Annotated in this window: 18 protein-coding genes, 1 tRNA gene and 3 other RNA genes; 13 read left to right on the top strand and 9 right to left on the bottom strand. The window is 49.6% G+C overall.

The window, feature by feature from the left end; genetic code table 11:
- Positions 1–59 precede the first annotated feature (59 nt).
- The 5 genes from narK (at position 60) to narI (ending at position 8,506) form a co-directional block, all read left to right on the top strand.
- The gene (narK, locus tag ATB02_RS06110) at positions 60–1,451 is read left to right on the top strand and encodes a nitrate transporter NarK (protein ID WP_105271248.1); all 1,392 of its coding nucleotides are present in this window, start codon (positions 60–62) and stop codon (positions 1,449–1,451) included.
- Between the two features lie 392 nt (positions 1,452–1,843).
- On the top strand, positions 1,844–5,587 hold the full coding sequence (locus ATB02_RS06105; protein ID WP_000032985.1) for a nitrate reductase subunit alpha: 3,744 nt from the start codon (positions 1,844–1,846) through the stop codon (positions 5,585–5,587).
- A complete protein-coding gene (gene narH, locus ATB02_RS06100; protein WP_000702650.1) occupies positions 5,584–7,122 on the top strand; it encodes a nitrate reductase subunit beta in 1,539 nt (512 codons plus the stop codon). Before ATB02_RS06105 ends, narH begins: the two co-directional genes overlap by 4 nt.
- Positions 7,119–7,829 (top strand): nitrate reductase molybdenum cofactor assembly chaperone, encoded by a 711-nt coding sequence (gene narJ / locus ATB02_RS06095; RefSeq protein WP_000571676.1) that lies wholly within the window; start codon positions 7,119–7,121, stop codon positions 7,827–7,829. Before narH ends, narJ begins: the two co-directional genes overlap by 4 nt.
- Entirely contained in the window at positions 7,829–8,506 is a 678-nt protein-coding gene (gene narI / locus ATB02_RS06090) for a respiratory nitrate reductase subunit gamma (RefSeq protein WP_001160117.1), read from the top strand. Before narJ ends, narI begins: the two co-directional genes overlap by 1 nt.
- 168 nt (positions 8,507–8,674) lie before the next feature.
- Here narI and ATB02_RS06085 read toward each other — a convergent pair.
- The 6 genes from ATB02_RS06085 to ATB02_RS06060 all read right to left on the bottom strand — a co-directional run bounded on the left by ATB02_RS06085 (position 8,675) and on the right by ATB02_RS06060 (position 10,803).
- Positions 8,675–8,805: non-coding RNA, RtT sRNA (locus tag ATB02_RS06085), on the bottom strand.
- A gap of 46 nt (positions 8,806–8,851) precedes the next feature.
- Positions 8,852–8,983, bottom strand: a non-coding RNA gene (locus tag ATB02_RS06080) — RtT sRNA.
- A gap of 46 nt (positions 8,984–9,029) precedes the next feature.
- A non-coding RNA gene (locus tag ATB02_RS06075) (RtT sRNA) lies at positions 9,030–9,161 on the bottom strand.
- Between the two features lie 46 nt (positions 9,162–9,207).
- Positions 9,208–9,292 (bottom strand) — tRNA-Tyr (locus ATB02_RS06070).
- Between the two features lie 160 nt (positions 9,293–9,452).
- Positions 9,453–10,295, bottom strand: a complete 843-nt coding sequence (gene purU, locus ATB02_RS06065) for a formyltetrahydrofolate deformylase (protein WP_000555849.1) — start codon at positions 10,293–10,295, stop codon at positions 9,453–9,455.
- Positions 10,296–10,344: 49 nt separating this feature from the next.
- On the bottom strand, positions 10,345–10,803 hold the full coding sequence (locus tag ATB02_RS06060) for a YchJ family protein (protein WP_001602321.1): 459 nt from the start codon (positions 10,801–10,803) through the stop codon (positions 10,345–10,347).
- Positions 10,804–10,915: 112 nt separating this feature from the next.
- On the opposite strand from ATB02_RS06060, the gene rssA reads away from it, so the two are divergent.
- The 3 genes from rssA to galU all read left to right on the top strand — a co-directional run bounded on the left by rssA (position 10,916) and on the right by galU (position 14,036).
- Entirely contained in the window at positions 10,916–11,821 is a 906-nt protein-coding gene (rssA, locus tag ATB02_RS06055; protein WP_001226476.1) for a patatin-like phospholipase RssA, read from the top strand.
- Between the two features lie 91 nt (positions 11,822–11,912).
- Complete coding sequence (rssB, locus tag ATB02_RS06050; RefSeq protein WP_000193447.1) at positions 11,913–12,926, top strand: two-component system response regulator RssB; 1,014 nt, start codon at positions 11,913–11,915, stop codon at positions 12,924–12,926.
- Positions 12,927–13,127: 201 nt separating this feature from the next.
- Positions 13,128–14,036, top strand: coding sequence for a UTP--glucose-1-phosphate uridylyltransferase GalU (gene galU, locus ATB02_RS06045; protein ID WP_000718995.1), 909 nt, complete (start codon positions 13,128–13,130; stop codon positions 14,034–14,036).
- Between the two features lie 143 nt (positions 14,037–14,179).
- Here galU and hns read toward each other — a convergent pair whose 3' ends face one another.
- The gene (gene hns / locus ATB02_RS06040) at positions 14,180–14,593 is read right to left on the bottom strand and encodes a histone-like nucleoid-structuring protein H-NS (protein WP_001287378.1); all 414 of its coding nucleotides are present in this window, start codon (positions 14,591–14,593) and stop codon (positions 14,180–14,182) included.
- Between the two features lie 603 nt (positions 14,594–15,196).
- Between hns and tdk the strand changes: the two genes are divergently transcribed.
- Complete coding sequence (gene tdk / locus ATB02_RS06035) at positions 15,197–15,814, top strand: thymidine kinase (protein WP_105271247.1); 618 nt, start codon at positions 15,197–15,199, stop codon at positions 15,812–15,814.
- 302 nt (positions 15,815–16,116) lie between these two features.
- Here tdk and adhE read toward each other — a convergent pair whose 3' ends face one another.
- Positions 16,117–18,792 (bottom strand): bifunctional acetaldehyde-CoA/alcohol dehydrogenase, encoded by a 2,676-nt coding sequence (adhE, locus tag ATB02_RS06030; protein ID WP_000301634.1) that lies wholly within the window; start codon positions 18,790–18,792, stop codon positions 16,117–16,119.
- Between the two features lie 476 nt (positions 18,793–19,268).
- On the opposite strand from adhE, the gene ychE reads away from it, so the two are divergent.
- Positions 19,269–19,916 (top strand): NAAT family transporter YchE, encoded by a 648-nt coding sequence (gene ychE / locus ATB02_RS06025; protein ID WP_000616773.1) that lies wholly within the window; start codon positions 19,269–19,271, stop codon positions 19,914–19,916.
- Positions 19,917–20,073: 157 nt separating this feature from the next.
- Here the strand turns inward: ychE and ATB02_RS26335 are convergent, their stop codons facing one another.
- The gene (locus ATB02_RS26335) at positions 20,074–20,370 is read right to left on the bottom strand and encodes a hypothetical protein (protein WP_001211521.1); all 297 of its coding nucleotides are present in this window, start codon (positions 20,368–20,370) and stop codon (positions 20,074–20,076) included.
- Positions 20,371–20,652: 282 nt separating this feature from the next.
- Here ATB02_RS26335 and oppA point away from each other — a divergent pair, with 282 nt between their 5' ends.
- The 3 genes from oppA to oppC all read left to right on the top strand — a co-directional run bounded on the left by oppA (position 20,653) and on the right by oppC (position 24,213).
- On the top strand, positions 20,653–22,284 hold the full coding sequence (oppA, locus tag ATB02_RS06015) for an oligopeptide ABC transporter substrate-binding protein OppA (RefSeq protein WP_001317786.1): 1,632 nt from the start codon (positions 20,653–20,655) through the stop codon (positions 22,282–22,284).
- Between the two features lie 85 nt (positions 22,285–22,369).
- A complete protein-coding gene (oppB, locus tag ATB02_RS06010) occupies positions 22,370–23,290 on the top strand; it encodes an oligopeptide ABC transporter permease OppB (protein WP_000911114.1) in 921 nt (306 codons plus the stop codon).
- A gap of 14 nt (positions 23,291–23,304) precedes the next feature.
- Positions 23,305–24,213 carry an oligopeptide ABC transporter permease OppC gene (gene oppC, locus ATB02_RS06005; RefSeq protein WP_000979659.1) on the top strand — a complete coding sequence of 303 codons (909 nt, stop codon included), beginning with the start codon at positions 23,305–23,307 and terminating at the stop codon, positions 24,211–24,213.
- Positions 24,214–24,220 lie beyond the last annotated feature (7 nt).

The raw sequence follows: 24,220 nt of genomic DNA, 5'->3' as shown, positions 1-24,220 counted from the left end.
ATTGCCTTTAGCTACAGACACTAAGGTGGCAGACATCGAAACGAGTATCAGAGGTGTCTATGAGTCACTCATCCGCCCCCGAAAGGGCTACTGGAGCTGTCATTACAGATTGGCGACCGGAAGATCCTGCGTTCTGGCAAAAACGCGGTCAACGTATTGCCAGCCGCAACCTGTGGATTTCCGTTCCCTGTCTGCTGCTGGCGTTTTGCGTATGGATGTTATTCAGTGCTGTTGCGGTGAACTTACCGAAAGTCGGTTTTAATTTTACGACCGATCAGCTATTTATGTTGACGGCGCTGCCTTCGGTTTCTGGCGCGTTGTTACGTGTTCCATACTCCTTTATGGTTCCTATCTTCGGTGGTCGTCGCTGGACAGCGTTCAGCACCGGTATTCTGATTATTCCTTGCGTCTGGCTGGGTTTTGCCGTGCAGGATACCTCCACGCCTTATAGCGTCTTCATCATCATCTCTCTGCTGTGCGGCTTTGCTGGCGCGAACTTCGCATCCAGTATGGCAAACATCAGCTTCTTCTTTCCGAAACAGAAGCAGGGTGGCGCGCTGGGTCTGAATGGTGGTCTGGGCAACATGGGCGTCAGCGTCATGCAGTTGGTTGCTCCGCTGGTGGTATCACTGTCGATTTTCGCAGTATTTGGTAGCCAGGGTGTCAAACAGCCGGATGGGACTGAGCTGTATCTGGCGAATGCGTCCTGGGTATGGGTGCCGTTCCTTGCCATCTTCACAATTGCGGCGTGGTTTGGCATGAACGATCTTGCTACCTCGAAAGCCTCCATCAAGGAGCAGTTGCCGGTACTCAAACGGGGTCATCTGTGGATTATGAGCCTGCTGTATCTGGCAACCTTCGGCTCCTTCATCGGCTTCTCCGCGGGCTTTGCGATGCTGTCAAAAACGCAGTTCCCGGATGTTCAGATTCTGCAATACGCTTTCTTCGGGCCGTTTATTGGTGCGCTGGCGCGTTCTGCAGGTGGTGCATTATCTGACCGTCTGGGCGGAACTCGTGTCACACTGGTGAACTTTATCCTGATGGCGATTTTCAGCGGCCTGCTGTTCCTGACCTTACCGACTGACGGACAGGGCGGAAGCTTCATGGCGTTCTTCGCAGTCTTCCTGGCGCTGTTCCTGACAGCTGGGCTGGGTAGTGGTTCCACTTTCCAGATGATTTCCGTGATCTTCCGTAAACTGACAATGGATCGCGTGAAAGCAGAAGGGGGTTCTGACGAACGTGCGATGCGTGAAGCGGCAACCGACACGGCGGCTGCGCTGGGTTTCATCTCTGCGATTGGCGCGATTGGTGGCTTCTTTATCCCGAAAGCGTTCGGTAGCTCGCTGGCATTAACGGGTTCGCCAGTCGGCGCAATGAAAGTATTTTTGATTTTCTATATCGCCTGCGTAGTGATTACCTGGGCGGTATATGGTCGGCATTCTAAAAAATAAATCTTAATATTTGATTATCCTTTGCGCGGCATGATGTCGCGCTTTTTTTATGCATCATTTAGTTACAACATACTAATGTTATATGGCTTATTTCGCCGGATTTCATTAAGAGCCATTAATATGTTACCCATGGGGAATACTCCTTAATACCCATCTGCATAAAATTCTTAATAGTTTAAATAACTACAGGTATAAAATGCCTTAATTTACAGTCTTTTATGCTGTAACTGTTAATTATCCTAAAGGGGTATCTTAGGAATTTACTTTATTTTTCATCCCCATCACTCTTGATCGTTATCAATTCCCACGCTGTTTCAGAGCGTTACCTTGCCCTTAAACATTAGCAATGTCGATTTATCAGAGAGCCGACAGGCTCCCACAGGAGAAAACCGATGAGTAAATTCCTGGACCGGTTTCGCTACTTCAAACAGAAGGGCGAAACCTTTGCCGATGGGCATGGCCAGCTTCTCAATACCAACCGTGACTGGGAGGATGGATATCGCCAGCGTTGGCAGCATGACAAAATCGTCCGCTCTACCCATGGGGTAAACTGCACCGGCTCCTGCAGCTGGAAAATCTACGTTAAAAACGGTCTGGTGACTTGGGAAACCCAGCAAACTGACTATCCGCGTACCCGTCCGGATCTGCCAAACCATGAACCTCGCGGCTGCCCGCGCGGTGCCAGCTACTCCTGGTATCTCTATAGCGCCAACCGTCTGAAATATCCGATGATGCGCAAACGCCTGATGAAAATGTGGCGTGAAGCGAAGGCGCAGCATAGCGATCCGGTTGAGGCATGGGCTTCTATCATTGAAGACGCCGATAAAGCGAAAAGCTTTAAACAAGCGCGTGGACGTGGTGGTTTTGTTCGTTCTTCCTGGCAGGAAGTGAACGAACTGATCGCCGCCTCTAACGTTTACACCATCAAAAACTACGGCCCGGACCGCGTCGCTGGCTTCTCGCCAATTCCGGCAATGTCGATGGTTTCTTACGCATCGGGTGCTCGCTATCTTTCGCTGATTGGCGGTACTTGCTTAAGCTTCTACGACTGGTACTGCGACCTGCCTCCTGCATCTCCACAAACCTGGGGTGAGCAGACTGACGTACCGGAATCCGCTGACTGGTACAACTCCAGCTACATCATCGCCTGGGGCTCTAACGTGCCGCAGACGCGTACCCCGGATGCTCACTTCTTTACTGAAGTGCGCTACAAAGGCACCAAAACCGTTGCCGTCACGCCGGACTACGCTGAAATCGCCAAACTGTGCGATCTGTGGCTGGCACCGAAGCAGGGCACCGACGCAGCAATGGCGCTGGCGATGGGCCACGTGATGCTGCGTGAATTCCACCTCGACAACCCAAGCCAGTATTTCACCGACTATGTGCGTCGTTATACCGACATGCCAATGCTGGTGATGCTGGAAGAGCGCGACGGTTACTACGCTGCGGGTCGTATGCTGCGCGCTGCTGATCTGGTGGATGCGCTGGGCCAGGAAAACAATCCGGAATGGAAAACAGTCGCCTTTAATACCAATGGCGAAATGGTTGCGCCGAACGGTTCTATTGGCTTCCGCTGGGGCGAGAAGGGCAAATGGAATCTGGAGCAGCGCGACGGCAAAACTGGCGAAGAAACCGAGCTGCAACTGAGCCTGCTGGGTAGCCAGGATGAGATCGCTGAAGTGGGCTTCCCATACTTTGGTGGCGACGGCACGGAACACTTCAACAAAGTGGAACTGGAAAACGTGCTGCTGCACAAGCTGCCGGTGAAACGCTTGCAACTGGCTGATGGCAGCACCGCACTGGTGACCACCGTTTATGATCTGACGCTGGCAAACTATGGTCTGGAACGTGGCCTGAACGACGTTAACTGTGCAACCAGCTATGACGATGTGAAAGCTTACACCCCTGCGTGGGCCGAGCAGATTACCGGCGTTTCTCGCAGCCAGATTATTCGCATCGCCCGTGAATTTGCCGATAACGCTGACAAGACGCACGGTCGTTCGATGATTATCGTCGGTGCGGGGCTGAACCACTGGTATCACCTCGATATGAACTATCGTGGTCTGATCAACATGCTGATTTTCTGCGGCTGTGTAGGTCAGAGCGGTGGCGGCTGGGCGCACTATGTAGGTCAGGAAAAACTGCGTCCGCAAACCGGCTGGCAGCCGCTGGCGTTTGCTCTTGACTGGCAGCGTCCGGCGCGTCACATGAACAGCACCTCTTATTTCTATAACCACTCCAGCCAGTGGCGTTATGAAACCGTGACCGCAGAAGAGTTGTTGTCGCCGATGGCGGATAAATCCCGTTATACCGGACATCTGATCGACTTTAACGTCCGTGCAGAACGTATGGGCTGGCTGCCGTCTGCGCCGCAGTTAGGCACTAACCCGCTAACTATCGCTCGCGAAGCGGAAAAAGCGGGCATGAATCCGGTGGATTACACCGTGAAATCCCTGAAAGAGGGTTCTATCCGTTTTGCGGCAGAACAACCAGAAAACGGTAAAAACCACCCGCGTAACCTGTTCATCTGGCGTTCTAACCTGCTCGGTTCTTCCGGTAAAGGTCATGAGTTTATGCTCAAGTACCTGCTGGGGACGGAGCACGGTATCCAGGGTAAAGACCTGGGTCAGCAGGGCGGCGTGAAGCCGGAAGAAGTGGACTGGCAGGACAACGGCCTGGAAGGCAAGCTGGATCTGGTGGTGACGCTGGACTTCCGTCTGTCGAGCACCTGTCTCTATTCCGACATCATTTTGCCGACGGCGACCTGGTACGAAAAAGACGACATGAATACTTCGGATATGCATCCGTTTATTCACCCGCTGTCTGCGGCGGTCGATCCGGCCTGGGAAGCGAAAAGCGACTGGGAAATCTACAAAGCCATCGCGAAGAAATTCTCCGAAGTGTGCGTTGGTCATCTGGGCAAAGAAACCGACATCGTTACGCTGCCGATCCAGCACGACTCTGCCGCTGAACTGGCGCAGCCGCTGGATGTGAAAGACTGGAAAAAAGGCGAATGCGACCTGATCCCAGGTAAAACTGCACCGCACATTATGGTCGTAGAGCGCGATTATCCGGCAACTTACGAACGCTTTACCTCTATCGGTCCGCTGATGGAGAAAATCGGTAACGGCGGTAAAGGGATTGCCTGGAACACCCAGAGCGAGATGGATCTGCTGCGTAAGCTCAACTACACCAAAGCGGAAGGTCCGGCAAAAGGCCAGCCGATGCTGAACACCGCAATTGATGCGGCAGAGATGATCCTGACGCTGGCACCGGAAACCAATGGTCAGGTAGCCGTGAAAGCCTGGGCTGCCCTGAGTGAGTTTACCGGTCGTGACCATACGCATCTGGCGCTGAATAAAGAAGACGAGAAGATCCGCTTTCGTGACATTCAGGCGCAGCCGCGCAAAATCATCTCCAGCCCGACCTGGTCTGGCCTTGAAGATGAACATGTTTCTTACAACGCCGGTTACACCAACGTTCACGAGCTGATCCCGTGGCGTACGCTCTCTGGCCGTCAGCAGCTGTATCAGGATCATCAGTGGATGCGTGATTTCGGTGAAAGCCTGCTGGTTTATCGTCCGCCGATCGACACCCGTTCGGTGAAAGAAGTGATGGGTCAGAAATCTAACGGTAATCCGGAAAAAGCGCTCAACTTCCTGACACCGCACCAGAAATGGGGTATCCACTCCACCTACAGCGACAACCTGCTGATGCTGACTTTAGGTCGCGGTGGTCCGGTAGTCTGGTTGAGTGAAGCCGATGCCAAAGAGCTGGGTATCGCCGATAACGACTGGATTGAAGTCTTCAACAGCAACGGTGCACTGACTGCCCGTGCGGTTGTCAGCCAGCGTGTTCCGGCAGGGATGACCATGATGTACCACGCGCAGGAACGTATCGTTAACCTGCCTGGTTCAGAAATCACCAGTCAGCGCGGCGGTATTCATAACTCGGTCACCCGTATCACGCCGAAACCGACGCATATGATCGGCGGCTATGCCCATCTGGCATACGGCTTTAACTACTACGGCACTGTAGGTTCTAACCGCGATGAATTTGTTGTAGTGCGTAAGATGAAGAACATTGACTGGTTAGATGGCGAAGGCAATGACCAGGTACAGGAGAGCGTAAAATGAAAATTCGTTCACAAGTCGGCATGGTGCTGAATCTGGATAAGTGCATCGGTTGCCACACCTGTTCAGTGACCTGTAAAAACGTCTGGACCAGCCGTGAAGGCGTGGAATACGCGTGGTTCAACAACGTGGAAACCAAGCCGGGCCAGGGCTTCCCGACAGACTGGGAAAACCAGGAGAAATACAAAGGCGGCTGGATCCGTAAAATCAACGGCAAACTGCAACCGCGCATGGGTAACCGCGCCATGCTGCTGGGTAAAATCTTCGCTAACCCGCATCTGCCGGGGATCGACGATTATTACGAGCCGTTCGATTTTGACTATCAGAACCTGCATACCGCGCCGGAAGGCAGCAAATCGCAGCCGATTGCCCGTCCACGTTCGCTGATTACCGGCGAACGGATGGCGAAAATCGAAAAAGGACCGAACTGGGAAGATGACCTGGGCGGCGAGTTTGACAAACTGGCGAAAGACAAGAACTTCGACAACATCCAGAAGGCGATGTATAGCCAGTTCGAAAACACCTTCATGATGTATTTGCCACGCCTGTGCGAACACTGCCTGAACCCGGCATGTGTGGCGACCTGCCCGAGCGGTGCGATTTACAAGCGTGAAGAAGATGGCATCGTCCTGATCGACCAGGACAAATGCCGCGGCTGGCGTATGTGCATCACCGGATGCCCGTACAAAAAAATCTACTTCAACTGGAAGAGCGGTAAGTCTGAGAAGTGCATCTTCTGCTATCCGCGTATTGAAGCCGGTCAGCCGACGGTGTGCTCTGAAACCTGTGTCGGTCGTATCCGTTATCTTGGCGTGCTGCTGTACGATGCCGACGCGATTGAACGAGCAGCCAGCACCGAGAACGAGAAAGATCTCTACCAGCGTCAGCTGGACGTGTTCCTCGATCCGAATGATCCGAAAGTCATCGAGCAGGCGATTAAAGACGGTATTCCGCTGAGCGTTATTGAAGCCGCACAGCAGTCGCCGGTTTATAAAATGGCGATGGAATGGAAACTGGCGCTGCCGCTGCATCCGGAATATCGCACGTTGCCGATGGTCTGGTATGTGCCACCTCTGTCGCCGATTCAGTCTGCGGCAGATGCGGGCGAGCTGGGCAGCAACGGTATTTTGCCAGACGTCGAAAGCCTGCGTATCCCGGTACAGTATCTGGCGAATCTGCTGACCGCCGGTGATACCAAACCGGTACTGCGCGCGCTGAAACGTATGCTGGCGATGCGTCATTACAAACGTGCTGAAACCGTTGACGGTAAAGTTGATACCCGTGCGCTGGAAGAGGTCGGTCTGACCGAAGCTCAGGCACAGGAGATGTACCGTTATCTGGCGATTGCCAACTATGAAGATCGCTTTGTGGTGCCGAGCAGTCATCGTGAACTGGCGCGGGAAGCCTTCCCGGAGAAAAATGGCTGCGGCTTTACCTTTGGTGACGGCTGCCACGGTTCAGATACCAAATTCAATCTGTTCAACAGCCGCCGTATCGATGCCATCGACGTGACCAGTAAAACGGAGCCGCACCCATGATCGAACTTGTGATTGTATCGCGTCTCCTTGAATATCCGGATGCTGCCTTATGGCAGCATCAACAAGAGATGTTTGAGGCGATTGCTGCGTCGGAAAATCTGTCGAAAGAGGATGCCCATGCGCTGGGCATTTTCCTGCGCGATTTAACAGCGCTGGATCCGCTGGATGCTCAGGCCCAGTACAGCGAACTGTTCGACCGTGGTCGCGCCACGTCGTTGCTGCTGTTTGAGCATGTTCACGGTGAATCCCGCGATCGCGGCCAGGCAATGGTTGACTTGTTGGCACAGTATGAGCAGCACGGTTTGCAATTGAACAGCCGCGAATTACCGGATCATCTGCCGCTGTATCTGGAGTACCTGGCGCAGTTGCCGCAAAGCGAAGCCGTGGAAGGTTTGAAAGACATCGCGCCGATCCTGGCGTTGCTGAGCGCACGTCTGCAACAGCGTGAAAGCCGTTATGCCGTGCTGTTTGATCTGCTGCTGAAACTGGCGAATACCGCTATCGACAGCGACAAAGTGGCGGAAAAAATTGCCGACGAAGCGCGCGACGATACGCCACAGGCGCTGGATGCTGTCTGGGAAGAAGAGCAGGTTAAGTTCTTTGCTGACAAAGGTTGCGGTGATTCAGCAATCACTGCTCATCAGCGTCGCTTTGCCGGTGCCGTCGCGCCGCAATATCTGAATATCACCACCGGAGGACAGCACTAATGCAATTCCTGAATATGTTCTTCTTTGATATCTACCCGTACATAGCCGGGGCCGTCTTCCTGATTGGTAGCTGGCTGCGCTATGACTACGGGCAGTACACCTGGCGCGCGGCATCCAGCCAGATGCTGGATCGCAAAGGGATGAACCTGGCGTCGAACCTGTTCCATATCGGTATTCTGGGGATTTTTGTCGGCCACTTCTTCGGTATGCTGACGCCGCACTGGATGTATGAAGCGTGGTTGCCAATTGAAGTTAAACAGAAAATGGCGATGATTGCTGGTGGTGCCAGCGGCGTGCTGTGTCTGATTGGCGGCGTGCTGTTGCTAAAACGCCGCCTGTTCAGCCCGCGCGTGCGTGCAACGACTACCGGAGCGGACATCCTGATCCTGTCGCTGCTGGTTATCCAGTGCGCACTGGGCCTGCTGACCATTCCATTCTCCGCCCAGCATATGGACGGTAGCGAGATGATGAAACTGGTTGGCTGGGCGCAGTCGGTGGTGACCTTCCATGGTGGCGCTTCTCAACATCTTGATGGTGTGGCGTTTATCTTCCGTCTGCACCTGGTGCTGGGGATGACGTTATTCCTGCTGTTCCCGTTCTCGCGTCTGGTGCACATCTGGAGCGTACCGGTGGAGTATCTGACACGTAAGTATCAGCTGGTGCGCGCTCGCCACTAAGTGAATTTTAGTTCACACAGACCCTGCTTCGGCGGGGTTTTTTTATGGGTACGCTGCGGAGTGATTCGCTTATCTGACCTACAGGGGAGGATATTGTAGGTCCGGTAAACGCGGTGCCACGGGGCAAATTAGCTTGAAGTAACAGGTTTTGAGTATTTAAGGGTGTGATGGTGGTGGGGAAGGATTACTCAGCGCTGCGCGCTTCGCCCTACGGGTCGTTGCCTGTGGCAACGCTCTCTCGCTGGCGCTCGGGGCGAACCTTGGTCGAAGTTTCTCATCCTTCCCCGCATGGGCAGAATATTTAATTGTGGATTTGTTGGGGATTTCAGGAACTTTTGAAAGTGATGGTGGTGGGGGAAGGATTACTCAGCGCTGCGCGCTTCGCCCTACGGGTCGTTGCCTGCGGCAACGCTCTCTCGCTGGCGCTCGGGGCGAACCTTGGTCGAAGTTTCTCATCCTTCCCCGCATGGGCAGAATATTTAATTGTGGATTTGTTGGGGATTTCAGGAACTTTTGAAAGTGATGGTGGTGGGGGAAGGATTACTCAGCGCTGCGCGCTTCGCCCTACGGGTCGTTGCCTGCGGCAACGCTCTCTCGCTGGCGCTCGAGTCGAACCTTAGTCGAAGCTTCTCATCCTTCCCCGCATGGGCAGAATATTCAGTTACGGATTCGTTGGAGAATACAGGGGTTTTTGAAAGTGATGGTGGTGGGGGAAGGATTCGAACCTTCGAAGTCGATGACGGCAGATTTACAGTCTGCTCCCTTTGGCCGCTCGGGAACCCCACCACGGGGTAATGCTTTTTACTGGCCTGCTCCCTTGTGGGGAAGCGGGGCGCATCATATCAAATGACACGCCGCTGTAAAGGGTTACGTTGAGAAAAATGAACTGGTTGCGTAATTTTCATCCGTAACGGATTAAAGGCAACCAGTTCTATTTTGCTGGCGATTAAAGAATAATCGTCCGGTTACCGTAAACAAATACACGCTGCGCCAGCACTTTGTAAAGCGCGCGGCTTAAGACGTTTTTCTCGACATCACGACCTGCACGCATCATATCTTCAGCCGTGTATGTATGATCGACATGAATAACGTCCTGCATGATGATTGGGCCTTCATCCAGATTGTCATTCACATAGTGAGCGGTTGCACCAATAATCTTCACGCCACGCTCATAGGCCTGGTGATAGGGACGTGCACCGATAAACGCTGGCAGGAATGAATGGTGAATATTGATAATTTTATTCGGGAAGCGTGCTACGAACTCTGGCGTTAATACCCGCATATACTTCGCCAGCACCACGTAGTCAGGCTGATAAGCATCAATGGCATCCGCCATCTTTTGATCGTGCTCGTTGCGACTTAATCCTTCATGACTTACCAGCTCAAACGGAATATCAAAACGCTCAACCAGAGAACGTAAAGTATCGTGGTTACCAATAACTGCCGCGATTTCGACATCCAGGCCGCCGTAATTGGCTTTCATCAACAAATCGCCAAGGCAATGCGCCTCTTTAGTGACCAGAATCACTATCCGGCGACGACCGGCAGGATTCAGCTCACGTACGGAGCCTTCTGGCAATGCGCTGTCGAGATCCGCCAGCAGGGTGGAATCATTAAAAATTCCTTCCAGTTCCGTGCGCATAAAAAAGCGCCCGGTACGGTGATCAACAAATTCATTGTTCTGCACGATATTTAACTCGTGCTTGTAGCAAATATTAGTAATACGGGCGATCAGACCTTTTTGGTCCGGACAAATAGTACGCAGAACTTTACGTTGGAGTGAATGCATTGCTGGAAAAACCTTGTTGAGAGTGTTTGCTTAACCGTACCGTCAACCATTATTGGCCGCAGCACTTTTTAAATTTTTTACCTGAACCACAAGGGCAGGGATCGTTGCGGCCAAACTGCGGACGTGTACCGTCAATATAGTACCATTGACCGTTTTCTTTCAAAAATCGCGAACGTTCAATTATTGCACCTGTTTTGCCACCTTCGGTAAATCGAGCAACAAAACTGACAAATCCGATATTGTCGCCGTCCTGCCAACAATGTTCAAATACGGTCAATCCCAACCATTCAGTATGCGCAAATCCGGCAATCAATTCGGCACGTAACGCCGCCGCTCCACAAGATGGATGCCAGGTCTTTATTAAATAATCTGCGTCTTGCATCACAAAAGCGCAGTAACGCGAACGCATGAGATGTTCTGGATCAGGTGCAACCTTTTCACCAGACACATAAGGGTGGCAACATAGGCTATACTCGACAGCACTACCACAGGGACAAAGCTGAGACACAAATAATCTCCCTGGAAACAATAACGGCGTATTAACCGCCTGAGTAGCACTATGTTAACCGAGCAGTAGCGATGTTGCTACGATTGCATTCCAGGGGAATCTTGCGGGAATAATGAGAAAGATAAAAATAGGGCTGGCGCTGGGATCTGGCGCGGCGAGAGGTTGGTCGCATATTGGCGTTATTAATGCGCTAAAAAAAGTGGGTATTGAAATTGATATCGTTGCAGGATGCTCAATTGGTTCGCTGGTGGGCGCGGCCTATGCATGCGATCGATTATCTGCGCTGGAAGATTGGGTAACCTCTTTCAGTTATTGGGATGTTTTACGCCTGATGGATCTCTCCTGGCAGCGCGGTGGGTTACTGCGCGGCGAGCGTGTCTTCAATCAATATCGCGAAATAATGCCGGAAACAGAGATCGAAAATTGTTCCCGTCGCTTCGCGGCTGTTGCCACCAATTTAAGTACTGGGCGCGAATTATGGTTTACTGAAGGCGATCTCCATCTTGCTATTCGTGCATCATGCAGTATTCCAGGACTAATGGCACCCGTTGCGCATAACGGCTACTGGCTGGTTGATGGGGCAGTAGTTAACCCAATTCCTATTTCGCTCACGCGTGCATTGGGTGCTGATATTGTGATAGCGGTCGACCTGCAGCACGATGCTCATTTGATGCAACAAGATCTGCTCTCCTTTAATGTCAGTGAAGAAAATAGCGAGAATGGTGATTCTCTGCCGTGGCATGCGCGTCTGAAAGAAAGGTTGGGCAGCATAACGACACGTCGGGCGGTGACAGCGCCAACGGCAACAGAGATTATGACCACTTCTATCCAGGTGCTGGAGAACCGCCTTAAAAGGAACCGCATGGCAGGTGATCCGCCCGATATTCTGATTCAACCTGTTTGCCCGCAAATATCTACGCTTGATTTCCATCGCGCGCACGCTGCCATTGCGGCTGGGCAGCTGGCAGTGGAAAAGAAAATGGACGAACTTTTGCCGTTGGTACGCACCAACATTTGACCAGAATTTTTATCTACACTTAAGTTAATTCTGACAGGCGCAGGTGGCAATAGCATGCCACTATTGAGTAAAGCCAGTCAGGGGAGAGAACATGACGCAGCCATTGGTCGGAAAACAGATTCTCATTGTTGAAGATGAGCAGGTATTTCGCTCGCTTCTGGATTCGTGGTTTTCCTCATTGGGAGCGACAACGGTACTGGCGGCTGATGGGGTGGATGCCCTTGAGTTGCTGGGAGGTTTCACTCCAGACCTGATGATATGTGATATCGCGATGCCACGAATGAACGGGCTTAAACTGCTGGAACATATACGCAACAGAGGTGACCAGACACCGGTTCTGGTGATATCTGCCACTGAAAATATGGCAGATATTGCCAAAGCGTTACGTCTGGGCGTTGAAGATGTTTTGCTGAAACCAGTTAAAGATCTGAATCGCTTGCGCGAGATGGTTTTTGCCTGTCTCTATCCCAGCATGTTTAATTCCCGCGTTGAGGAAGAGGAGAGGCTTTTTCGCGACTGGGATGCAATGGTTGATAACCCTGCCGCAGCGGCGAAATTATTACAGGAATTGCAACCGCCGGTTCAGCAGGTGATTTCCCATTGCCGGGTTAATTATCGTCAATTGGTTGCCGCGGACAAACCCGGCCTGGTGCTTGATATTGCCGCACTTTCGGAAAACGATCTTGCATTTTATTGCCTTGATGTCACCAGAGCTGGACATAATGGCGTACTTGCTGCCTTGTTATTACGCGCATTGTTTAACGGATTATTACAGGAACAGCTTGCACATCAAAATCAACGGTTGCCAGAGTTGGGCGCGTTATTGAAGCAGGTAAACCATTTACTCCGTCAGGCCAATCTGCCGGGGCAGTTTCCGCTATTAGTTGGCTATTATCATCGCGAACTGAAAAATCTCATTCTGGTTTCTGCGGGTCTGAATGCGACGTTAAATACTGGCGAACACCAGGTGCAAATCAGTAATGGTGTTCCGTTAGGCACTTTAGGTAACGCTTATTTGAATCAATTGAGCCAGCGATGCGATGCCTGGCAATGCCAAATATGGGGAACCGGTGGTCGGCTTCGCTTGATGTTGTCTGCAGAATGAGCAAACGATAACGCGGGCTAAATTTGCATTACCTGCTAATGTCGGCTGGTGGTACTATCGTCGCCATTCGTATAAGTAATTGTCTTAATTATGCTAACTCGCCTCCTTTTCAGAACTTAGCCCCTTCGGGGTGCTGATATACTGGGATGCGATACAGAAATATGAACACGTTCAAAACACGAACAGTCCAGGAGAATTTAAATGGCTGCCATTAATACGAAAGTCAAAAAAGCCGTTATCCCCGTTGCGGGATTAGGAACCAGGATGTTGCCGGCGACGAAAGCCATCCCGAAAGAGATGCTGCCACTTGTCGATAAGCCATTAATTCAATACGTCGTGAATGAATGTATTGCGGCTGGCATTACTGAAATTGTGCTGGTTACTCACTCATCTAAAAACTCTATTGAAAACCACTTTGATACCAGTTTTGAACTGGAAGCAATGCTGGAAAAACGTGTAAAACGTCAACTTCTTGATGAAGTGCAGTCTATTTGTCCGCCGCACGTGACTATTATGCAAGTTCGTCAGGGGCTGGCGAAAGGCCTGGGACACGCGGTATTGTGTGCTCACCCGGTAGTGGGTGATGAACCTGTGGCTGTTATTTTGCCTGACGTTATTCTGGATGAATATGAATCCGATTTGTCACAGGATAACCTGGCAGAGATGATCCGCCGCTTTGATGAAACGGGTCATAGCCAGATCATGGTTGAACCGGTTGCTGATGTGACCGCATATGGCGTTGTGGATTGCAAAGGCGTTGAATTAGCGCCGGGTGAAAGCGTACCGATGGTTGGCGTGGTTGAAAAACCAAAAGCGGATGTTGCGCCGTCTAATCTCGCTATTGTGGGTCGTTACGTTCTTAGCGCGGATATTTGGCCGTTGCTGGCAAAAACCCCTCCGGGTGCTGGTGATGAAATTCAGCTCACCGACGCAATTGATATGCTGATCGAAAAAGAAACGGTGGAAGCCTATCATATGAAAGGGAAGAGCCATGACTGCGGTAATAAATTAGGTTACATGCAGGCCTTCGTTGAATACGGTATTCGTCATAACACCCTTGGCACGGAATTTAAAGCCTGGCTTGAAGAAGAGATGGGCATTAAGAAGTAACTTCCGTATCGGTGTTATCCACGAAACGGCGTTGAGCAATCGACGCCGTTTTTTTATAGCTTATTCTTATTAAATTGTCTTAAACCGGACAATAAAAAATCCCGCCAATGGCGGGATTTTAAGCAAGTGTCATCTACAAAAGATTATTGCTTGATCAGGAAATCGTCGAGGGATTTACCTTGCTCATCCATTGCTTTTTTGATTACAGCTGGAGTACGACCCTGGCCAGTCCAGGTTTTAGTTTCGCCGTTTTCGTCAACGTAGCTGTATTTTGCCGGACGCTGAGCGCGTTTAGCTTTGGTGCCAGATTTAACGGCAGCAAGGCTATTCAGCAGTTCGTTCGGGTCAATACCGTCAGCGATCAGCATTTCGCGATATTGTTGCAGTTTACGAGTGCGCTCTTCAACTTCAGCAGCAGCCGCGCTTTCTTCTTCGCGACGTTCGTTAACAACAACTTCTAATTTTTCCAGCATTTCTTCCAGCGTTTCAAGTGTACATTCTCTTGCCTGCGCACGAAGAGTACGGATGTTGTTCAGAATTTTAAGTGCTTCGCTCATTGTAGTAATCTCAAACTTATATTGGGGTGGTTTGTTGAGGTAATAATAGAGCCTTAAATTCAGTTGTGCAATAGCCAGGAATGTAAGGAATTCAAAATTGTTCTTTATTTTGTGCCGCCAATAAATATCTTTTCATAAAATTAGCCAGAAAAGACGCGGCATATAGCCCTATTTGCGCCGATGATTTCGCAGCACGTGAGGTTAAAACTTCCTGATTCATGTCACATTTTATGGGGAGATTATCGTAGGCTGACGACCTTTCAGTCTTCTGTATTAGTCGTGTTTACGAGAATTCCCTATTAAGCGAATGATGAAAAGTAGAACAGTCGCAATAAGAGCAGGGACTTAGTATTGCACTATCTCCAGGAGGTCAACAGAGGGCTATTACTTGCGCAACAGGTTAAAGATTGTGAATAGTTACCAGCAGTCATTTACCCGCTTATAACAAGCGAGGCAGTTGTAATGATAGCTCAGAAGGATTATGCAAGGCTTCGTAAGGGAGAACGCATATACCACTTCTATGCATACTGTTGAGCTGAAAAACTGACGAATTATGATAAACTCCAGCCAACTTTAATTCATATCATTGAGGGCCTGTGGCTGATGGCACAGCTATATTTCTACTATTCCGCAATGAATGCGGGTAAGTCTACAGCATTGTTGCAATCTTCATACAATTACCAGGAACGCGGCATGCGCACTGTCGTATATACGGCAGAAATTGATGATCGCTTTGGTGCCGGGAAAGTCAGCTCGCGTATAGGTTTGTCATCGCCTGCAAAATTATTTAACCAAAATTCATCATTATTTGATGAGATTCGTGCGGAACATGAACAGCAGGCAATTCATTGCGTACTGGTTGATGAATGCCAGTTTTTAACCAGACAACAAGTACATGAATTATCGGAGGTTGTAGATCAACTCGATATACCCGTACTTTGTTATGGTTTACGTACCGATTTTCGAGGTGAATTATTTATTGGCAGCCAATACTTACTGGCATGGTCCGACAAACTGGTTGAATTAAAAACCATCTGTTTTTGTGGCCGTAAAGCAAGCATGGTGCTGCGTCTTGATCAAGCAGGCAGACCTTATAACGAAGGTGAGCAGGTGGTTATTGGTGGTAATGAACGCTACGTTTCTGTATGCCGCAAACACTATAAAGAGGCGTTAGAAGTCGGCTCATTAACGGCTATTCAGGAAAGGCATCGCCACGATTAATAAGAATTTCTTTACTGACAGGGTGAGCAGGGCGCTTTTATCCTGTCAGTTCATTTTACGCACTTCATCCGGTGTATATACCCTTCTCGACAGTTCTTTAACGCCACTATACCCCTCACAGATCGCTTTTACAGTGACGTTGACTTGTGACCTGTAAAGTACAATATCGCTGTGTGTAGGCGTTATACATCGCCGTAAATATGATGAAGGCAAATGCTGTCGGTTTATGGGAAAGTTGCTTTGGGTAAAACAAAAAAACGGCCCCAGAAGGGACCGTTTATGTTGCCAGACAGCGCTACTTATTAAGCGGATTTCTTCGCTTTTTTCTCAGCTTTAGCCGGAGCGGCTTCTTTTTTCGCTGCAGTTTCACCTTCTACATAATCACGACCGTAGTAGGTATCCAGCAGAATCTGTTTCAGCTCGGAGATCAGTGGGTAACGCGGGTTAGCGCCGGTGCACTGGTCATCGAATGCATCTTCAGACAGTTTATCCACATTCGCCAGGAAGTCTGCTTCCTGAACGCCAGCTTCACGGATAGATTTCGGAATACCCAGTTCAGCTTTCAGCGTTTCCAGCCATGCCAGCAGTTTCTCGATCTTAGCAGCAGTACGGTCGCCCGGTGCGCTCAGACCCAGGTGGTCAGCAATTTCAGCATAACGACGGCGAGCCTGCGGACGGTCATACTGGCTGAATGCAGTCTGCTTGGTCGGGTTGTCATTCGCGTTGTAGCGAATAACGTTACAAATCAGCAGGGCGTTTGCCAGACCGTGTGGAATATGGAACTGGGAACCCAGTTTGTGCGCCATTGAGTGACATACACCCAAGAAGGCGTTCGCAAACGCGATACCCGCGATAGTTGCTGCACTGTGAACACGTTCACGCGCTACCGGATTTTTAGATCCTTCGTGGTAGGACGCTGGCAGATATTCTTTCAGCAGTTTCAGTGCCTGCAGTGCCTGACCATCAGAGAACTCAGATGCCAGTACAGAAACATAAGCTTCCATGGCGTGAGTTACTGCGTCCAGACCACCGAAAGCACACAGGGACTTCGGCATGTCCATAACCAGGTTGGCATCGACAATCGCCATATCCGGGGTCAGCGCATAGTCTGCCAGCGGATATTTCTGACCAGTAGCGTCGTCAGTTACAACCGCAAACGGAGTGACTTCAGAACCTGTACCAGAAGTGGTGGTGACAGCGATCATTTTCGCTTTCACGCCCATTTTCGGGAACTTGTAGATACGTTTACGGATATCCATAAAGCGCAGCGCCAGTTCTTCGAAGTGAGTTTCCGGATGTTCGTACATGACCCACATGATCTTCGCGGCGTCCATCGGGGAACCACCACCCAGCGCGATAATCACGTCTGGTTTGAAGGAGTTTGCCAGTTCTGCACCTTTACGAACGATGCTCAGGGTCGGGTCAGCTTCTACTTCGAAGAAGACTTCAGTTTCAACGCCTGCTGCTTTCAGTACGGAAGTGATCTGATCAGCATAACCATTGTTGAACAGGAAGCGGTCAGTCACGATGAGCGCACGTTTGTGGCCATCAGTAATCACTTCATCCAGCGCGATTGGCAGAGAGCCACGGCGGAAGTAGATAGATTTCGGAAGTTTGTGCCACAACATGTTTTCAGCTCGCTTAGCAACGGTTTTCTTGTTGATCAGGTGTTTCGGACCAACGTTTTCAGAGATGGAGTTACCACCCCAGGAACCACAACCCAGAGTCAGGGAAGGTGCGAGTTTGAAGTTATACAGGTCACCGATACCACCCTGAGACGCCGGGGTGTTGATCAGAATACGGGCCGTTTTCATTTTCTGACCGAAGTAGGCAACGCGAGCCGGTTGGTTATCCTGGTCAGTGTACAGGCAAGAGGTATGACCGATGCCGCCCATAGCAACCAGTTTCTCTGCTTTTTCTACCGCGTCTTCGAAATCTTTAGCACGGTACATTGCCAGAGTCGGGGACAGTTTTTCATGTGCGAACGGTTCGCTTTCATCAACAACGGTCACTTCACCGATCAGAATCTTGGTATTTTCTGGTACAGAGAAGCCTGCCAGTTCAGCAATTTTATAGGCTGGCTGACCAACGATAGCTGCGTTCAGTGCGCCGTTTTTCAGGATAACGTCCTGAACTGCTTTCAGCTCTTTGCCCTGCAGTATGTAACCGCCGTGGGTAGCGAAACGCTCACGTACCGCGTCATAAACAGAGTCAACTACAACAACAGATTGTTCAGAAGCACAGATTACGCCGTTGTCGAAGGTTTTAGACATCAGTACAGATGCAACTGCACGTTTGATATCAGCAGTTTCATCGATAACGACTGGAGTGTTACCCGCGCCTACGCCGATAGCTGGTTTACCGGAGCTGTATGCGGCTTTAACCATACCCGGACCACCGGTCGCGAGGATCAGGTTGATGTCTGGGTGGTGCATCAGCGCGTTAGACAGTTCAACAGAAGGTTGATCGATCCAGCCAATCAGGTCTTTCGGCGCACCAGCAGCGATAGCAGCCTGCAGAACAATATCTGCAGCTTTGTTGGTTGCATCTTTAGCACGCGGGTGCGGGGAGAAGATAATGGCGTTACGGGTCTTCAAGCTGATCAGCGATTTGAAGATAGCCGTTGAAGTCGGGTTAGTAGTCGGAACGATACCGCAAATAATACCGATTGGTTCAGCGATAGTGATGGTACCAAAAGTGTCGTCTTCAGACAGAACACCACAGGTTTTTTCATCTTTATAGGCGTTGTAGATATATTCAGAAGCAAAGTGGTTTTTGATTACTTTATCTTCGACGATACCCATGCCGGATTCGGCAACGGCCATTTTCGCGAGTGGGATTCGAGCATCTGCAGCTGCCAGGGCGGCGGCGCGGAAGATTTTGTCTACTTGCTCTTGAGTGAAACTGGCATATTCACGCTGGGCTTTTTTTACACGCTCTACGAGTGCGTTAAGTTCAGCGACATTAGTAACAGCCATAATGCTCTCCTGATAATGTTAAACTTTTTTAGTAAATCATCTGCTCGAATACGAGAGTATAGTCAGTGCGGTGATGATTTGCTTAACCGATGAAAATCAAAAGCTTACTCGCGCTCACACTCACTGTGATTTACTAAAAGAGTTTAAACATTAGAGCTATTTATCTCTAATGCGTCACTTCCAGGTGGCGTAAGCAAGATTACTCACTTCTGGGTACTGATTACGTGATCCAAATCAAATTTTTGCGAAGCTGACACCTTTCAGCATCGCTTTTCGCCATTATAGCTAACAGTTAATAAATTGTAGTATGGTTTGTTGGTTACATTAGCATGTTTTGTACAACTAGATAACAATAACGAATGATAGCAATTTTAAGTAGTTAGGAGGTGAAAAATGCGGTTAAAAGGCGTATTGTCAGCGCGTCTTTTTAACCTTTTTATGGCTAACATTATCCGGCTTTTGCTTCGGAGCTAACCGTGATTCAGACCCTTTTTGATTTTCCCGTTTACTTCAAATTTTTCATCGGGTTATTTGCGCTGGTCAACCCGGTTGGGATTATTCCCGTCTTTATCAGCATGACCAGTTATCAGACAGCGGCAGCGCGAAACAAAACGAACCTTACAGCCAACCTGTCTGTGGCCATTATCTTGTGGATCTCGCTTTTTCTCGGCGACACGATTCTGCAACTTTTTGGTATATCAATTGATTCATTCCGTATCGCCGGTGGCATCCTGGTGGTGACAATAGCGATGTCGATGATCAGCGGCAAGCTTGGCGAGGATAAACAGAACAAGCAAGAAAAATCAGAAACCGCGGTACGTGAAAGCATTGGTGTGGTGCCGTTGGCGTTGCCGTTGATGGCGGGGCCAGGGGCGATCAGTTCTACCATCGTCTGGGGTACGCGTTATCACAGCATTAGCTATCTGTTTGGTTTCTTTGTGGCTATTGCTTTGTTCGCTTTATGTTGCTGGGGATTGTTCCGCATGGCACCGTGGCTGGTACGGGTTTTACGCCAGACCGGCATCAACGTGATTACGCGTATTATGGGGCTATTGCTGATGGCATTGGGGATTGAATTTATCGTTACTGGTATTAAGGGGATTTTCCCCGGCCTGCTTAATTAATTCCTTTCAAATGAAACGGAGCTGCCATGCTCCGTTTACTTCGTCATTATTTTTACTTTGTTCCCGCGCAGTTATCAAAAGCAAAAGGAATGGGTAAAAATATTCTTCTCAAATTACAGTTAGTTATAAGGATTTCCTTAACTGCTTCTCCTCACCATCATGTTATTTTCGCCACATCATAATCCTGGGCTTGCTGAAGAATAATTGAAATGATATTAGTAATTCCACTGCCTTTGGTAGAGGAAAGTGCTAAATAATAATCAATTGTTAAATTATTGTGCATTTCACTACTGGAACTGTAATCAGAAAAGATAGACATGCTTAACCAATCTCTATTTGATTGAATTGAAAGATGTTTGTTAAGACATGGATGCAAACTATAGATTCTGATCCGGTCAATAAAAGAGAATTGCTTAACAATTTTGCAAAATGTATTGGCGAGTAAGAAGCGCATTTGGTACTTTCCGGGCAACCGCCAGACAATTTTTATTGGTAATGAGAATAATTAACAATTAAAGAGCGTCGCGAAAGAATAATGTGTCTCGACAGGGGAGACACAGTACGAATCGACATAAGGTGATCGTCTGAATCACCAGAATAAATAAAGTCAGTGATAGCAATCCGTAACGATAAAGTAACCTGACAGCAGAAAGTCTCCGAGCCTGTGCAGGGTCCCAATCCGGGATTACACATGCTGGTTAATACCAGTAATTATAATGAGGGAGTCCAAAAAACAATGACCAACATCACCAAGAGAAGTTTAGTAGCAGCTGGCGTTCTGGCTGCGCTTATGGCAGGGAATGTCGCGCTGGCAGCTGATGTACCCGCAGGCGTCACACTGGCGGAAAAACAAACGCTGGTACGTAACAATGGTTCAGAAGTTCAGTCATTAGATCCGCATAAAATTGAAGGTGTTCCGGAGTCTAATATCAGCCGAGACCTGTTTGAAGGCTTACTGGTCAGCGATCTTGACGGTCATCCGGCACCTGGCGTCGCTGAATCCTGGGATAATAAAGACGCGAAAGTCTGGACCTTCCATTTGCGTAAAGATGCGAAATGGTCTGATGGCACGCCAGTCACAGCACAAGACTTTGTGTATAGCTGGCAACGTTCTGTTGATCCAAACACCGCTTCTCCGTATGCCAGTTATCTGCAATATGGGCATATCGCCGGTATTGATGAAATTCTTGAAGGGAAAAAACCGATTACCGATCTCGGCGTGAAAGCTATTGATGATCACACATTAGAAGTCACCTTAAGTGAACCTGTTCCGTACTTCTATAAATTACTTGTTCACCCATCAACTTCACCGGTGCCAAAAGCCGCTATCGAGAAATTCGGCGAAAAATGGACCCAGCCTGGTAATATCATCACCAACGGTGCCTATACCTTAAAAGATTGGGTCGTAAACGAACGAATCGTTCTTGAACGCAGCCCAACCTACTGGAACAACGCGAAAACCGTTATTAACCAGGTAACCTATTTGCCTATTGCTTCTGAAGTTACCGATGTCAACCGCTACCGTAGTGGTGAAATCGACATGACTTATAACAACATGCCGATCGAATTGTTCCAGAAGCTGAAAAAAGAGATCCCGGACGAAGTTCACGTTGATCCATACCTGTGCACTTATTATTACGAAATTAACAACCAGAAACCGCCATTCAACGATGTACGTGTGCGTACCGCACTGAAACTGGGTATGGACCGCGATATCATTGTTAATAAAGTGAAAGCGCAGGGCGACATGCCCGCCTATGGTTACACTCCACCGTATACTGATGGCGCAAAATTGACTCAGCCGGAATGGTTTGGCTGGAGCCAGGAAAAACGTAACGAAGAAGCGAAAAAACTGCTGGCTGAAGCGGGTTATACCGCAGACAAACCGTTGACCATCAACCTGTTGTATAACACCTCCGATCTCCATAAAAAGCTGGCGATTGCTGCCTCTTCATTGTGGAAGAAAAACATTGGTGTAAACGTCAAACTGGTTAACCAGGAGTGGAAAACGTTCCTCGACACCCGTCACCAGGGCACTTTTGATGTGGCCCGTGCAGGCTGGTGTGCAGACTACAACGAACCAACTTCCTTCCTGAACACCATGCTGTCGAACAGCTCGATGAATACCGCGCATTATAAGAGCCCGGCCTTTGACAGCATTATGGCGGAAACGCTGAAAGCGACTGACGAGGCGCAGCGCACAGCTCTGTACACTAAAGCAGAACAACAGCTGGATAAGGATTCGGCCATTGTTCCTGTTTATTACTACGTGAATGCGCGTCTGGTGAAACCGTGGGTTGGTGGCTATACCGGCAAAGATCCGCTGGATAATACCTACACCCGGAATATGTACATTGTGAAGCACTAATGGCAATACGTGGGGCAGGAGTGTCCTGCTCCACGGTGTCTGATTTTTATCGCATTACAGAAGGCACAGGCCAGAAGGTAGGGCAATGTTAAAATTTATTCTACGTCGCTGTCTGGAAGCGATTCCGACGCTATTTATTCTTATTACTATTTCGTTCTTCATGATGCGCCTCGCGCCGGGAAGCCCTTTTACCGGCGAACGTACTTTACCGCCAGAAGTGATGGCCAATATCGAAGCGAAATATCATCTTAATGATCCGATCATGACTCAGTATTTCAGTTACCTGAAACAACTGGCGCATGGCGATTTCGGTCCGTCTTTTAAATATAAAGATTATTCGGTCAATGACCTGGTAGCCTCCAGCTTTCCGGTTTCAGCAAAACTGGGAGCCGCTGCATTTTTCCTTGCGGTAGTACTGGGCGTTAGTGCTGGCGTTATTGCTGCATTAAAACAAAACACCAAATGGGACTATACAGTGATGGGGCTGGCAATGACCGGGGTGGTTATCCCCAGTTTTGTGGTTGCGCCATTATTAGTCATGATATTTGCGATCATTTTGCATTGGCTACCGGGCGGTGGCTGGAATGGCGGGGCGCTTAAATTCATGATACTGCCAATGGTGGCGTTGTCACTCGCCTATATCGCCAGTATCGCGCGTATTACCCGTGGCTCTATGATTGAGGTTTTACACTCCAACTTTATTCGTACCGCCAGGGCGAAAGGGTTACCTATGCGGCGGATCATTTTACGCCACGCACTAAAACCTGCTCTGTTACCCGTGCTCTCCTATATGGGCCCTGCATTTGTCGGCATTATTACCGGTTCTATGGTCATCGAAACCATTTATGGTTTACCGGGGATTGGGCAATTGTTCGTTAATGGCGCATTGAATCGTGACTATTCCTTAGTGTTAAGTCTGACCATTCTGGTTGGCGCGTTAACCATTTTGTTTAATGCCATTGTCGATGTGCTATATGCGGTTATCGACCCGAAAATCCGTTACTGATACTGGAGCTCGCGATGATGTTAAGTAAGAAAAACAGCGAGACGCTGGAAAATTTCAGTGAAAAGCTGGAGGTCGAAGGGCGCAGCTTGTGGCAGGACGCACGTCGACGTTTTATGCATAACCGTGCGGCGGTTGCCAGTCTGATAGTGCTGGTGCTAATCGCGTTATTTGTAATCCTGGCACCGATGCTTTCGCAGTTTGCCTATGACGATACTGACTGGGCGATGATGTCCAGCGCCCCAGATATGGAGTCCGGTCACTACTTTGGTACTGACTCATCCGGTCGCGACCTGCTTGTGCGTGTTGCGATTGGCGGGCGTATCTCACTCATGGTCGGTGTTGCTGCGGCACTGGTGGCAGTGGTCGTGGGGACACTTTATGGTTCGCTTTCCGGTTATCTGGGCGGTAAAGTGGATTCGGTAATGATGCGTCTGCTGGAAATCCTCAACTCCTTCCCATTCATGTTCTTCGTCATTTTGCTGGTGACCTTTTTCGGTCAAAACATCCTGCTGATTTTCGTGGCGATTGGCATGGTTTCCTGGCTGGATATGGCTCGTATTGTGCGTGGGCAAACCCTGAGTCTGAAGCGTAAAGAGTTTATTGAGGCGGCACAAGTTGGCGGTGTATCGACGCCGGGCATTGTTATTCGCCACATTGTACCGAACGTACTCGGTGTGGTGGTGGTCTACGCATCGCTACTGGTGCCCAGCATGATCCTCTTTGAATCTTTCCTTAGCTTCCTGGGGTTGGGGACGCAAGAGCCGTTAAGCAGCTGGGGCGCATTGCTGAGTGATGGCGCGAACTCGATGGAAGTCTCTCCATGGTTACTGTTGTTCCCAGCGGGATTCCTCGTGGTGACGCTATTTTGTTTCAACTTTATCGGCGATGGCTTGCGTGATGCCCTCGACCCGAAAGATCGTTAAGGAGTGC

It is taken from the genome of Escherichia sp. MOD1-EC5189 (genome assembly GCF_002966045.1).
Taxonomy (GTDB): Bacteria; Pseudomonadota; Gammaproteobacteria; order Enterobacterales; family Enterobacteriaceae; genus Escherichia; species Escherichia coli_F.
This window is presented reverse-complemented; position numbering and strand designations above follow the sequence as displayed.